General features: G+C 72.6%; 16 protein-coding genes and 1 riboswitch. Of the genes, 13 read left to right on the top strand and 3 right to left on the bottom strand.

What is annotated here, in order from left to right; genetic code table 11:
• Positions 1-11 precede the first annotated feature (11 nt).
• Complete coding sequence (locus ABZ815_RS22630; RefSeq protein ID WP_357700883.1) at positions 12-506, bottom strand: ATP-binding protein; 495 nt, start codon at positions 504-506, stop codon at positions 12-14.
• Positions 507-738: 232 nt separating this feature from the next.
• Between ABZ815_RS22630 and ABZ815_RS22625 the strand changes: the two genes are divergently transcribed.
• The 5 genes from ABZ815_RS22625 (at position 739) to ABZ815_RS22605 (ending at position 3715) form a co-directional block, all read left to right on the top strand.
• Positions 739-1560: a helix-turn-helix transcriptional regulator gene (locus ABZ815_RS22625; RefSeq protein ID WP_352323686.1), complete on the top strand. Its 822-nt coding sequence runs from the start codon at positions 739-741 to the stop codon at positions 1558-1560.
• Positions 1561-1797 carry a DUF397 domain-containing protein gene (locus ABZ815_RS22620; protein WP_352323675.1) on the top strand — a complete coding sequence of 79 codons (237 nt, stop codon included), beginning with the start codon at positions 1561-1563 and terminating at the stop codon, positions 1795-1797.
• 88 nt (positions 1798-1885) lie between these two features.
• Positions 1886-2137, top strand: a complete 252-nt coding sequence (locus ABZ815_RS22615; protein WP_357700881.1) for a hypothetical protein — start codon at positions 1886-1888, stop codon at positions 2135-2137.
• A 43-nt stretch (positions 2138-2180) separates the two neighbouring features.
• On the top strand, positions 2181-2939 hold the full coding sequence (locus ABZ815_RS22610) for a hypothetical protein (RefSeq protein WP_357700879.1): 759 nt from the start codon (positions 2181-2183) through the stop codon (positions 2937-2939).
• A gap of 20 nt (positions 2940-2959) precedes the next feature.
• Positions 2960-3715 (top strand): maleylpyruvate isomerase family mycothiol-dependent enzyme, encoded by a 756-nt coding sequence (locus ABZ815_RS22605; RefSeq protein ID WP_357700877.1) that lies wholly within the window; start codon positions 2960-2962, stop codon positions 3713-3715.
• Between the two features lie 52 nt (positions 3716-3767).
• On the opposite strand, the gene ABZ815_RS22600 is transcribed toward ABZ815_RS22605, so the two are convergent.
• Together ABZ815_RS22600 and ABZ815_RS22595 are read right to left on the bottom strand one after the other, a co-directional pair.
• Positions 3768-4352 (bottom strand): histidine phosphatase family protein, encoded by a 585-nt coding sequence (locus tag ABZ815_RS22600; RefSeq protein WP_357700875.1) that lies wholly within the window; start codon positions 4350-4352, stop codon positions 3768-3770.
• Entirely contained in the window at positions 4345-5271 is a 927-nt protein-coding gene (locus ABZ815_RS22595; RefSeq protein ID WP_357700873.1) for a TIGR03621 family F420-dependent LLM class oxidoreductase, read from the bottom strand. The genes ABZ815_RS22600 and ABZ815_RS22595 overlap by 8 nt, the downstream gene beginning before the upstream one ends.
• A gap of 59 nt (positions 5272-5330) precedes the next feature.
• Here ABZ815_RS22595 and ABZ815_RS22590 point away from each other — a divergent pair, with 59 nt between their 5' ends.
• The 8 genes from ABZ815_RS22590 (at position 5331) to ABZ815_RS22555 (ending at position 12820) form a co-directional block, all read left to right on the top strand.
• On the top strand, positions 5331-6098 hold the full coding sequence (locus ABZ815_RS22590; protein ID WP_357700871.1) for a phytanoyl-CoA dioxygenase family protein: 768 nt from the start codon (positions 5331-5333) through the stop codon (positions 6096-6098).
• The gene (locus tag ABZ815_RS22585; protein WP_357700869.1) at positions 6083-7039 is read left to right on the top strand and encodes a phosphotriesterase-related protein; all 957 of its coding nucleotides are present in this window, start codon (positions 6083-6085) and stop codon (positions 7037-7039) included. The genes ABZ815_RS22590 and ABZ815_RS22585 overlap by 16 nt, the downstream gene beginning before the upstream one ends.
• The gene (locus tag ABZ815_RS22580) at positions 7036-8229 is read left to right on the top strand and encodes a cytochrome P450 (RefSeq protein ID WP_357700867.1); all 1194 of its coding nucleotides are present in this window, start codon (positions 7036-7038) and stop codon (positions 8227-8229) included. Before ABZ815_RS22585 ends, ABZ815_RS22580 begins: the two co-directional genes overlap by 4 nt.
• 83 nt (positions 8230-8312) lie before the next feature.
• On the top strand, positions 8313-9170 hold the full coding sequence (locus tag ABZ815_RS22575; RefSeq protein WP_357700865.1) for a Gfo/Idh/MocA family oxidoreductase: 858 nt from the start codon (positions 8313-8315) through the stop codon (positions 9168-9170).
• A gap of 36 nt (positions 9171-9206) precedes the next feature.
• A riboswitch (cobalamin riboswitch) is annotated at positions 9207-9314 on the top strand.
• 71 nt (positions 9315-9385) lie between these two features.
• Positions 9386-10363: an ABC transporter substrate-binding protein gene (locus tag ABZ815_RS22570; protein WP_357700863.1), complete on the top strand. Its 978-nt coding sequence runs from the start codon at positions 9386-9388 to the stop codon at positions 10361-10363.
• A gap of 2 nt (positions 10364-10365) precedes the next feature.
• A complete protein-coding gene (locus ABZ815_RS22565; protein ID WP_357700861.1) occupies positions 10366-11412 on the top strand; it encodes an iron ABC transporter permease in 1047 nt (348 codons plus the stop codon).
• Positions 11409-12185, top strand: a complete 777-nt coding sequence (locus ABZ815_RS22560) for an ABC transporter ATP-binding protein (RefSeq protein WP_357700859.1) — start codon at positions 11409-11411, stop codon at positions 12183-12185. Before ABZ815_RS22565 ends, ABZ815_RS22560 begins: the two co-directional genes overlap by 4 nt.
• A complete protein-coding gene (locus ABZ815_RS22555; protein WP_357700857.1) occupies positions 12182-12820 on the top strand; it encodes an adenosylcobinamide amidohydrolase in 639 nt (212 codons plus the stop codon). The genes ABZ815_RS22560 and ABZ815_RS22555 overlap by 4 nt, the downstream gene beginning before the upstream one ends.
• Positions 12821-12831 lie beyond the last annotated feature (11 nt).

Genomic DNA, 12831 nt, shown 5'->3' with positions numbered 1-12831 from the left:
GCACCCCTCCGTCAGGAGAGGACTGCCCAGACGATCTTGCCGTGGGGCGCGAGTGCCGACCACCCCCAGCGGAGGCTGAGCGATTCGACGATGTGGAGACCCAGGCCGCCGGTGTCAAGGGGGCCAGGGTATCGCAGCACGGGCACCGAGGTGCCGGGATCGGTGAACGCGCTGGTGACGAGTCCGCCGCGGCGCACCAGGGACATGTGGACCGGGCGCTGGCAGCGGGGCTCGTCGAGGCGCAGGCCGTGACGCAGGGCGTTGGTCGCGAGTTCGGAGACCACCAACTCCATGTTCTCGACCAGCTCGCCGAGCCCCCAGCCGGACAACGTCCCCATGGTGAAGCTGCGCGCGGAATGGACCGAGGAGGCGGTGGGGGGGAGCACGTACGTGGCGCTCGCGGACGGGCCGGTCACCAGGAGATCGCGAGCCGCCTCCGGCCACCAGCCGACGGGCGGCCACCAGTCGAACGTGGTCCACTGGCCGGGCGCCGTGGTGGATTGCACGTGATCATTCTGCGCCAATCTCTCGTGCAGGTGCAAGAGCGAATGCACGTGCAGACAACTCGTGCAGGCGCTACGGTTCTCCCCAAGTGGTCAATATGGGGGAAAGGGGATCTTGTCCGCGGCCCATGATCTTTCGGCCGCTAAGTGACAGACTGTGTCTTCAAGGAAACGACACAAGGAGCAGCACGTGTCCATTGATCCGCCCGGCTCCGGTTCGACCGTTCGGCGCATCATGCTGGGTGCGAGCCTCAGGCGCCTGCGCGAGGCCTCTGGTCTCGACCGCGGCCAGGCCGGATTCCACATCCGGGCGTCCGAGTCCAAGATCAGCCGCATGGAGCTCGGGCGTGTCGGGTTCAAGACACGTGACGTGGAAGACCTGCTCACCCTGTACGGCGTCGTCGACGATGCCGAACGCCGTGCCCTGCTGGAGATGGTCCGCGAGGCCAACACCCCCGGGTGGTGGCACAAGTACTCCGCCGAGCTGCCCTCGTGGTTCACGACGTACGTGGGCCTGGAGGAGGCCGCGAGCGTGATCCGCACCTATGAGGTGCAGTTCGTGCCCGGCCTGCTGCAGACGGCCTCGTACGCGCGATCGGTCTTCCAGCTCGGCAACCCCGATGCCAGTCCGGACAAGATCGAGCGCCGCGTGCACATGCGCATGCAGCGCCAGGAGCGCTTCACCCAGAAGGACGGCCCCAAGCTGTGGGCCGTCATCGACGAGGCGGCGCTCAAACGGACCATCGGCGGGCGGGAGGTCATGTCCGAGCAGCTCCAGCATCTGCTGGAAGTCGCCGCCCTTCCCAACATCACCCTCCAGGTGATGCCCTTCAGGTTCGGCAAGCACGCCGCCGAGGGGGGCGCGTTCAGCATCTTGCGGTTTCCCGAGTCCGACCTGTCGGACGTTGTCTACGTCGAGCAGCTCTGGGGTGCCCTGTACCTGGACAAACGTGAGGACATCGACCCGTACCTCACCGCCATGGAGCAACTGTGCGTGGAAAGCACCACGCCAGGGGGCACCGTCGAGCTCATCGGCGGTCTTCTCAGAAAGATGTAGATGAACCACACCTACAACGGCATGCCCGCGGCCGACCTCACCCAGGTCGCCTGGCGCAAGAGCCGCTACAGCAACTCGCAGGGCAACTGCGTGGAGCTCGCGGAGCTTCCCGACGGAGGGATCGCGGTCCGCAACTCGCGCTTCCCCGACGGTCCTGCTCTCATCTATACCCGCGACGAGATCCGGGCCCTGGTGCTCGGCGCGAAGGACGGCGAGTTCGACGGCCTCCTCGTGTAACAGCCTGTTCACCTCCGGCGCGCTCCCGTAACGGGGGCGCGCCGGTGGCGTAACCGGCCTGGACCTTCCGCCGGTCAGGATGGCGGACATGCTCGACCGGATGAATCTCTACCCGATCGCCGACGACGTGCTGTTCGCGCCGGGCGGCAAGGTCGTGGTCCGCACGTACGGCGTGGCGCCCGCGGGCGCCTCCATCTCCTACCGCACCTGGGTGACCGGGCTGCGTGACCAGCCGCGCTACTGGCACTGGGGGCACTTCGAGGACGCCGCCTCCGGGCACCGCCGGGTGCTGGAGTGGCTGACCGGCAGGGGGCCGCAGCCTTCCCAGGCGCTGACCTGATCGCTATTCTCGTGCCAAGCAAATGCTTGGTAGAGGAGGCGTGGTGCGGCGCGCGATCCACCTGCTCGAAGAGGTCGACTTCCGGCCGATGAACTCCCGGCGTCCGCTGGAGTACCTGACCTGGCTGACCCGCTACAAACGCGAGGACGAGAGCCGCGCCGAGCCCGCCCTGACCTCCGGCATGTCCATCAGGTCGCGCGAGATCGACCTCGTCGGCGCCTTCTACGCCGTGGGCATCACCGGGCACCCCCAGTTCAAGGCCGTCACGCTGTGGGACTGCCACGGCGGGTGGGACGGCGGCTGGCGCCAGATGATGAACATCTACCAGGGCGTGGACGAGCGCCTGTTCCTGTCCGACATCGACGACCTGCGCTTCTCCGCCTTCTCCAGACCGCTCGGCGCCGCCCCCGGCTGCCCGCCGCTCGGCGAGGCCCCCGCCGCCGAGTTCTACCTGTTCGAGAGCGCCCGCGTACGCCCCGGCGCCGCGCTGGACTACCTGGAGGCCGTCCGCACCGAGCGCGCCCCGCTGCTGGCCGAGCACGGCCACACCCTGACCGGCCTGTACGAGGTGCTGTTCTGCGACACCGAGGCCGTCACCATGTGGGCCGTCTCCCTCGACGACCACCTGGCCGCCCAGCGGGCCCGCGACGCCGCCCTCGGGCTCGACGACGAGGTCCGGCCCGATCCCCGGCTGCTCGACTGGGGCAGGCGGGCCCGCGGCTACCTCGAAGGCCCCTGGCGTGAGACCCTGCTCGCGCCGTTTCCCGGCAGCCGCCTGGCGCGGGGGGCGCGGCCGGGTTAACGTCGGCCGCGGAGGCAGCCATGACGGACCCGTACCTCTACGGCGCGGGCGAGGGGGACCACCTCGCCGCGTGCCCGGCCGTCGCGTCCGTGGCGGTGCCGTACGCCGAGCAGGTGGCGCTCATGGGCGACCTGCTCGCCGGGCTGAGCCCGGCCCAGTGGGACGCGCCGATCGCGCGGCACGGCACGGTCCGCGACCTGGTCGGCCATCTGGCCGCCAACGACGGCGCCGTGGCGTTCGTCATGGGCCTGCCGGGCGCGTCCGGGGACCACCGGCGCTGGCGGGAGCAGGCCGGGTCGCTGGTCGAACGCCTCTCGGTGGCAGGGGAGGTGCTGCTCGGGGTCGAGGTGGGGCTGGCGGGGGTGCGTCCGGCCCGCGCGCCGCTGCGCCAGGCCCTGATCCAGCGCACGTTCGAGACCTGGACGCACGCCGACGACATCAGGGCCGCGACCGGCCGCCCGCCCGTGCCGCCGCGCGACGGGCACGTGCGCCTGGCCGCCGGGTTCGGCCTGGCGCTGCTGCCGCGGGCGCTGAAGGGGCCGCGCCGCGACGTCCGGGTCACCGTCGTGCTGACCGGCCCCGGGGGCGGCACGTGGACCGTCCCGCTCTCGCGCGCCCCCGGCCGGGTCGCGGCGCTCGTGTCGGCGGACGCGGTGGACTTCTGCCGGCTCGTGGCCGGCCGCCGGCCCCCGGACGCCTTCACCTGCGCGGTGGAGGGCGACCCCGGCCTCGCCCGCGCGCTGATCCACGCCGCCGCCACCCTCGGCTGCGACTGACGGGGCCGCCGGACGACCGGCGAGTTCGAGCCGCGACCGACGGGACGGGCCGTCAGGCGGCCGGCGAGTTCCAGCTCAGCAGCACCGGCTCGGAGTGCTCGAAGCCGAGCCGCGAGTAGGTGCCGGTGTCGAGCCTCAGCAGCCGGCCGTCCGCCGCGTCGAGGCCGAGCCAGCGGGCGGCCAGCACACGCAGGAAATGGCCGTGCGCCACCAGCACGACCCGCCCCTCGGCCCGCCGGGCCCGCTCGATCACCCGGTCGGCGCGCGCGGCCACCTCGGCGGCGCTCTCGCCCGGATGCTCGGCGTCGCCGGGGATCACGCCGTCACGCCACAGGTACCAACCCGGCCGGGTCTTCCTGATCTCCACCGAGGTGATGCCCTCGTAGCCGCCGTAGTCCCACTCCCACAGGTCGGGGTCGACCTCGTAGTCCGTCAAACCGGCCAGCTCCGCCGTACGGCGGGCCCGCTGCGCGGGGGAGACCAGCGCCAGCCCGAACGTGCCCTCCTTGACCAGCGGCGCCAGCGCCCTGGCCTGGGCCTCCCCGTCGGGCGTCAAGGGCAGGTCGGTACGGCCGGTGTGCTTGCCGACCGTGCTCCATTCGGTGGCTCCGTGCCTCAGCAACAACATCTCATCCATGTGGTCCATCATCCGGCAGGCCCGCCAGCTCCTCGACGATGGGGGTGAAGGCGGGCAGGTCGCGCTCGTGGTGCAGCACGAAGTAGGACACGCCGTGCTCGTCGCGCCAGTGGCGGAGCTTGTCCACGATGTCGCGGCGGGTGCCGAGCAGCACCTGCGGCGTCTCGCCGAGCCCGGAACTGTCGGCGGCGCTCCACGACTCCTCCGGCTTGCGCTCGCCCACCTGCATCACGCTGGTGCCGACCTCCAGCAGGTGGTGACGGGGGCCGCGGCGCAGCAGCGCCAGCTTGGCGAGGAACGCCTCCAGGCCCGCGTCGCGCGGGTCGGGGCCGGTGCCGTCCGGCTTGACGCGGGTGCCGAGGTTGACGATGTCGGCGTGCTCGGCGGCCAGGCGCAGCATGCGGGGGCCGCCGCCGCCCAGCAGGATCGGCGGGTGGGGGCGCTGCATCGGCGTGGGCGCCTGCTCCAGCCCGGCCAGCCGGTAGTGCTCGCCCTCGTAGGTCAGCGGACCGCCGGCCCACAGCCCTTTGATCACCTCCAGGGCCTCGCGCAGCCGGTCGAGGCGGACGCCGGGCGGGTCCAGCCGCAGCCCGGCGCCCGCGTACTCGCCGGCCATCCAGCCGGTGCCGAGGCCCAGCTCCAGCCGTCCGCCGGAGAGCACGTCGAGGGTGGCGGCCTCCTTGGCCAGCACGGCCGGGTGCCGGAAGTCGTTGGCGAACACCAGCGTGCCGACGCGCAGCCGGGTGGTGGCGCAGGCCGCCGCCGTCAGCGCCGCGACGGGCGCGAACCGGGGGCCGACCAGATGGTCGGGGACCAGCAGCACGTCGAAGCCGGACGCCTCCAGCCGCCTGGCCTTCTCTGCCCACGCCTTGCCGGACCGCGCCTCGCGCAGCACCGCGCCGAACCTGAACCGTCGCACGGCAACCTCCTCGCGCCGGATCTTAACAAGCGCTTGCTTGGAATGGCACACTGGTGGCCATGGAGATCCCGGTACGCCAGGCGACGGACGACGAGGTGGCGTTCTTCGGCGCGCACGGCTGGGTCCGCCTGGACCGGCTGGTCGACCCCGGCACGGTCGCCGACCTGCGCGAACGGGCCCGCGAACGCCTGCGGGGCCGCAGCCGGGCCGGGGACACCCCGGTCGACCGGGCCTTCGGCCAGTCGCGCGACGTCGCCGCCGAGGACGAGCTGTTCGGCGCCCTGAGCACCAGCCCCGCCATGGGACGCAACGCCGTACGGCTGCTCGGCGGCGTGCGGGCCGTGCGCGTCCAGGTCACCAACCTGCTGGTCAAGGAGCCGGGCGAGCACGGCGCCACCGAGTTCCACCAGGACTTCCCGTGGATGCCCATGGACCGCTCGGCCATGCTGACCGTGTGGCTGGCGCTGGCCGACGTGCCCGCCGACATGGGATCGCTGCGCTTCTACAGCGGATCGCACCGCTGCGGCCTGCTCGGGCGCAGCTTCACCCGCGCCGGGGACGACCAGCTCAGCCAGCATCCCTGGATCGGCGAGCTGGAGCTGTCGCCGCCGCTCGACCTCAGGGCCGGGGACGCCACCGTGCACCACGCGCTCACCGTGCACGGCGCGCCCGCCAACCGCCGCGACGCCGCCCGCCTGTCGTTCACCGTCACCTACTTCGACGCCGACGCCCTCTACACCGGGCTGCCGTACCGGCAGACCGACGGGCTCGGCCTGGAGGTCAACCGGCCCTTCGAGCACGAGAGGTTCCCGTGCCTGAGACCGTGAGAGGGCCGGTCGCCGACCTCGGGGCGACGCTCATGCACGAGCACGTGTTCGGGCTCAGCCCGGAGATCCTGTGGAACTGGCCGGACGTCCCCGAGGGCTGGGACCTGGAGAAACGCGCCCGCGAGGCGGCGGCCAAGCTCGACGCGCTCAAGGCCGGGGGCGTCGACACGATCGTCGACCTGACCGTCGTCGGGCTCGGCCGGTACGTCCCGGCCGTCCAGCGGGTGGCCGAGCTGACCGAGGTCAACATCGTGGCCGCCACCGGGCTCTACACCTACGACGCGCTGCCCCCGTACTTCGGGAACCGGGGGCCCGGGTCGTTGTTCGGCGGCCCGGACCGGCTGGCCGAGTTCTTCGTCCGCGACATCGAGGAGGGGATCGGGCGGACCGGGGTCAAGGCGGCCATGCTCAAGTGCGCCTCCGACCACCTCGGGATGACCAAGGGCTGCGAGCGGGTGTTCCGGGCCGTGGCCGAGGCCCATCTGGCCACCGGCGCGCCGATCACCACGCACTCGCACAGCGCCTCCAGGGGCGGGCTGGAACAGCAGCGGCTGCTCGGCTCGCTCGGCGTGGACCTGGAACGGGTGGTGATCGGGCACGCGGGCGACTCGACGGACCTGGCGTACCTGGAGGAACTGGTGGCGGGCGGCTCCTACCTGGGCATGGACCGGTTCGGCATCGAGACGATCAGTCCGTTCGAGGACCGGGTGGCGGTGGTGGCGGCGATGTGCGAACGCGGCCACGCCGGACGGATGGTGCTGGGTCATGACTCGTACTGCTTCAACGACCGGTTCGACCCCGACGTCGTACGGCGGCGCCACCCGAACTACCACCTCCTGCACATCTCCCGCGACGTCGTGCCCGAACTGCGCGAGCGCGGCGTCACCGGCGACCAGCTCCACCAGATGCTCGTCGACAACCCCCGGAGGATCCTGCGATGACCGAGGACTTCGACGTCGCCTCCGACTGGCACGTCGCCGCGCCGTACGACTTCCTGCGCCGCCTGCGCGCCGAACAGCCGGTGTTCCGCAGCGAGCACCTGGGCGCGTACGTGCTGACCCGCCACGCCGACGTGCGCGCCGCGTACGGCGACCCGGCCCGCTTCTCCTCCGAGGGGTCGCTGACGATCTCCCGCAGCCTCACCCCGCGGACCCGCGCCAAGCTGGGCGAGCACGGCTCGTTCCTGTCCAGCTTCGTGGCCAACGTGGACCCGCCCGACCACACCCGCCTGCGCCGCTCGGTCTCCCGGGCCTTCACGCCGCGCGCGGTCGCCGCCATGGAGGAGCGCTTCCGGCGGCTGAACGAGGACGTCCTCGACCGGGTCGCCCCCCGGGGCCGGGCCGACTTCGTCGGCGAGATCGGCCACGAGCCGTCGATCAAGCTGACCGCCCGGTTCATCGGCGTGCCCGAGGCCGACGAGGCGTTCGTGCAGGCGCACGTCAAGGACTGGTTCATGCTGTTCCTGTCGCCGCAGCCGCCCGCCCGCCAGCTTGAACTGGCCGACAGCTTCCTGGCCTACCTCGACTACGTCGACCGCCTGGTGGCCGCCCGCGCCAAGGACCCCCGGGACGACTTCACGTCCCTGATGACCTCGCTGATCGGCGACGAGCTGTCCCACCGGGAGGTCGTCGAGCTGATCTCCACGATCCTGCTCGGCGGCAACGACACCGTCCCGAACCAGCTCGGCAACAGCGTCCTGCGACTGCTGCGCGAGGACGCCTGGCCGGTGCCCCCGGCGCTGATCCCGGGGGCGGTCGAGGAGTGCATGCGGATCGACGGCGCCTCGCTGGGCTCGTTCCGCCACACCGTCCAGGACGTCGCGCTGCACGGTGTGACGATCCCGGCGGGCTCGCTCGTCCTGCTGTCCACCGACTCCGCCGGGCACGACGAGACCGTCTTCGCCGACCCCGAACGGTTCGTGATCGACCGCCCCAACGCCGCCGACCACCTGGTCTTCGGGTACGGCATCCACTTCTGCGTCGGGGCGGCGCTCGGCCGCCTCCAGCTGCGCACCGCGCTCGACGTCCTCGGGCGCCGCCTGCCCGGCCTGCGGCTCGCCCCGGACGCGCCCGTCGTCCACCGCAGGTCGCTGGTGGGCCGCGGGCTGAGCGCGCTGGAGGTGGAGTGGTGACCCGGGCCCGGCCGCAGGGGGCCGGTGGGAGGGGAACGAGGAAAGGGATCTAAGGTCGGGAGAAAGCGGACTTAGGGGGATGGATGGAGCCGGTCGCGGTCGGGTTGATCGGGGCGGGGCCCTGGGCGGAGATGGCGCACGCGCCGATGCTGGCCAGAGGCCCGCACACCCGGCTCGCCGGCGTCTGGGCCCGCCGCCCCGACCAGGCCGCCAGGCTCGGCGCCCCCGTGTTCGAGCGCGTCGAGGAGCTGTTCGACGCCTGCGAGGCCGTGGCGTTCTGCGTGCCGCCCGGCGTGCAGGCCGAGCTGGCCGTCCGCGCCGCCCACGCGGGCAAGGCGCTGCTGCTGGAGAAGCCGCTGGCCGACTCGGTCGAGGGCGCCATGCGCGTGGCCGAGGCCGTGGCGGAGACGGGCGTGCCCTCGCAGATGATGCTCACCATGCGTTACGCGACCCCGACGCGCACGTTCCTGGCCCGCTGCGCCGAGATCCGGCCGTTCGGCGGGCACGCCGTCAACATCTCCGGCGCGCTGCTCGGCGACAACCCGTTCGCCACCCCGTGGCGGCTGGAGCGCGGCGCCCTGCTGGACGTGGGCCCGCACGTGATCGACCTGCTCGACGCCGCGCTCGGCCGGGTCGTCGGCGTGCGCGCGCACGGCAACCCGCTCGGCTGGACCGGCCTGCTGCTGGAGCACGAGGGCGGCGCGGTCAGCGAGGCGTCCCTGTGCATGGCGGCCGTCGGCGACCTGCCGCCCTCGACCGTCGAGGTGTACGGCAGGACCGGCAACGCCGTCCTGCTGCCCGGCGACGAGGACCCCTTCGAGACCGTGGCGGAGGAGTTCGCCCAGACCGTCCGGCGCGGCGGCGGCCACCCGCTCGACGCGGCGCACGGCCTGCGGCTCCAGGAGATCATCGCCGCGGCGGAGGAGCAGCTCGCCCGCTGAGTCCGCGCACCCTTGACGCCGAGGACGTCTGCGGCATTGATAACGTTTGTCCGACGCGCAGTGCTGCAGCGAAGTCCGGTGCGAATCCGGCGCTGTCCCGCAACTGTCATAGCCAGGTCGCCTGCCTCTGCGCCGACGTCATCAACCCTCGTGGAAAAGGGTGATCCGTCGCTCATCGCGGGTCTCTCGGTTCCGACAGTGTGAAAGGACTACTCGTGAGGCCCGTACGCACGGCCTTCGCGGGCGCGCTGCTGGGAACGCTCGTCCTGGCCGGATGTGGCCAGACCGGCGCCAATGTCGCCCCCTCGAATTCCCCCACCGATTCCCCCACCGCCCCCCCTGCCACGACCGCGGCGGCGAGCACCGGGGACTTCCCGGTCACCGTCGAGGCCGGCAACGGCAAGGTCACCCTCGCCAAGAAGCCCGAACGCATCGTCTCGCTCTCGGCCACCCACACCGAGACGCTGTTCGCGCTCGGCGCCGGCCCCCAGGTCGTCGCGGTGGACGACCAGTCGAACTACCCGCCCGAGGCCCCCAAGAGCGACCTGTCCGGCTTCAAGCCGAACGTCGAGGCCATCGTCGCCAAGAAGCCCGACCTGGTGATCCTGTCCAACGACCAGGACAAGATCGTCGCCGAGCTGGCCAAGGTGAACGTCCCCGTCCTGCTCGAACCGGCCGCGACCAAGCTGGAGGAGGCGTACGAGGAGATCGCCGAGATCGGCGCGGCCACCGGCAACAAGGCCAAGGCCGACGAGGTCGTCACCGGCATGAAGACCGCCATGGACAAACTGGCCGCCGACGCCCCCAAGGACAAGAAGCTCACCTACTACCACGAGCTCGACCAGACGCCGTACGCCGCCACGTCCGGGACGTTCATCGGCCAGGTCTACGCCATGTTCGGCCTGACCAACATCGCCGACCAGGCCCCGGACGCGGCGGGCGGCTACCCCAAGCTGTCGGCCGAGTTCGTCGCCCAGGCCGATCCCGCGCTGATCTTCCTGGCCGACGTCAAGTGCTGCCAGCAGAGCAAGGAGACGCTGGCCAAGCGGCCCGGCTGGAAGAACCTGTCGGCCGTCAAGAACGACCAGGTGATCCAGCTCGACGACGACCTCGCCTCCCGCTGGGGCCCGCGCGTCGTGGACCTGGCCGAGGCGATCGGCGCGGCCGTGGCCAAGGCCGGCGGCACGGGCTGACGGTGACAGGCAAGGCGCAGCCGTCCAGGGCGCGGCCTGTGTGGGTGGCGGGCGCCCTGGTCGTGCTGGCCCTCACGATGGTCGCCGGGCTGCTCGGCGGCGCGGCGGACATCTCGCCGTGGCAGGTGGTCCTCCAGGTGGTGGACTGGCTGCCGTTCGTCTCGGCCGACTCGGGCCTCGCGCCGGTCGAGCAGGGCCTGCTGTACGAGCTGCGCCTGCCCAGGGTGCTCGTCGCCGCGGTCGTGGGCGGCCTGCTGGCCATGGCCGGCGCCGGGTACCAGGGCGTGTTCCGCAACCCGCTGGCCGACCCGTACCTGCTGGGGGCCGCCTCCGGCGCCGGGCTGGCCACGACGCTGGCCATCGTGCTGCTGCCCGGCGCCGGCGCGAGCATCCCGGTCGCCGCCTTCGCGGGGGCGGTGGGCGGGGTGTTCCTGGCGTACACGCTGGGCAACGCGGCCGGCCGCTCCGGCGGCCCCGGCGGCGGCACCGCGACCCTGGTGCTGGCCGGGGTCGCGGTCACGTCGTTCCTGACCGCGATCCAGACGTTCGTCCAGCAGCTCAAGGTCGAGGAGCTGGAGCGCATCTACTCCTGGATCCTCGGCGACGTCGGCGGCGGTTGGGACCAGCTCCTGCTGGTCCTGCCGTACGCCGCGGTCTCCTCCGTCCTGCTCCTGCTGCACGGCAGGATGCTGGACGTGCTCAGCGTCGGCGACGAGGAGGCCGGCAGCCTCGGCGTACGGGCCGGCCGGGTACGCCTGACCGTCCTCGTGGCCGCCTCCCTGGCCACCGCGTCGGCCGTCGCGGTCAGCGGGCTCATCGGGTTCGTCGGCGTGGTCGTGCCGCACGTCGTCCGGCGGCTGGCGGGCGGGTCGTACCGGATCGTGCTGCCGCTGTCGCTCATCGGCGGCGCGGCCTTCCTCGTGGCGGCCGACCTCATCGCCCGTACCGTGATCGCGCCGGCCGAGCTGCCCATCGGGGTCGTCACGATGTTCGTCGGGGCGCCGTTCTTCGTCGGCGTCCTGCGCATGACCAGGCGGGTGGCCACGTGATCGGCGTATCGGCCCTGTCGGTGCGCCTGGGCGAGCGCGACGTGCTGACCGGCGTGGACGCGCACGTCCGGCGCGGCGAATGGCTGGCGATCATCGGGCCCAACGGCGCGGGCAAGTCCACGCTGCTCAAGACCGTCATGGGCGCGATCGTCCCGCACCGCGGCGAGGTCGTGCTCGACGAGCGTCCGCTTGCCGCGCTCAAGCCCCGCGAGCGCGCCAGGCTGCTGGCCTACGCCCCGCAGACGCCTGCCCTGCCGCCCGACATGACGGTCTTCGACTACGCCCTGCTGGGGCGCACGCCGTACATCCCCTACCTGGGACGGGAGAGCGGGCACGACCGTGACGTGACCGCGTCCGTGCTGGACCGGCTGGACCTGACCTCCTTCGCCGGACGCCGCGTCGGCGAGCTGTCCGGCGGCGAGCGCCAGCGCGTCGTGCTGGCCAGGGCGCTGGCCCAGCAGGCCCCCGTGCTGCTGCTCGACGAGCCCACCACCGCGCTCGACCTCGGCCACCAGCAGCAGGTGCTGGAGCTGGTCGACCGCCTGCGGCGCGCCGACGGCCTGACCGTCGTCACCACCCTGCACGACCTGACCGTCGCCGGCCTGTACGCCGACTCCCTGATGCTGCTGGCCGACGGCCGCGCCGCCGCCGCCGGCCGCCCCGACCAGGTGCTCACCGAGGCGCTGATCGGACGGCACTTCGAGGCCCGTGTCAAGATCGAGCCGGGCCCGGACGGCCGGCCCGTGGTCCACCTGGTACGAGGGGGAACGTGAAGCTGACCTATCGCGTGGAGGAGGGCACCCGGCTGGGGTCCCTGCTGTGGGAGTTCGGGCCCGGCTTCCGCATGATCTCCTCAGCCATGCTGGGCGGCGGCATCGGCCCCCGCGAATGGGTGCTGAACGCCCAGGTCGTGGCCGGTTACGCGCGGATGGACCCGGTCGACCACCTGGTCGAGCTGGGCCCGCCCGGCCCCGGCGTCGGCATGCTGACCGCCGCCTCCGTCGACCGGTACGTACGGGCCGCCGACGGGGGAGCGGAGGCCGTGGCCACCGTCGGGCTCCGCGTCCCCACCTGGGCCGCGGCCCCCGAGGGCGCCGCCGACCCCGAACTCGCCCCCATGCGGGCGGGGACCGTCAACATCGTGACCGTCCTGCCCGTCGCCATGACCGACGCCGCCCTGGTGAACCTGGTCATGACGGTCACCGAGGCCAAGACCCAGGCGCTGATCGAGGCCGGCTACCCCTGCACGGGCACCGCCTCGGACGCCGTCTGCGTGGTCGTCCCGCAGGACGGGCCGGAGCAGGTGTTCGGCGGCCCCCGCTCGGAGTGGGGCGCCCGCGCGGCCCGCGCCGTCCACACCGCCGTCCGCCGCGGCGCCGAGTCGTGGCGGCCTGGTGACTACAGGTGACCATTTTGGGG

Origin of the sequence: Nonomuraea sp. NPDC047529 (genome assembly GCF_040642995.1) — a bacterium.
Classification (GTDB): domain Bacteria; phylum Actinomycetota; class Actinomycetes; order Streptosporangiales; family Streptosporangiaceae; genus Nonomuraea.
This window is presented reverse-complemented; position numbering and strand designations above follow the sequence as displayed.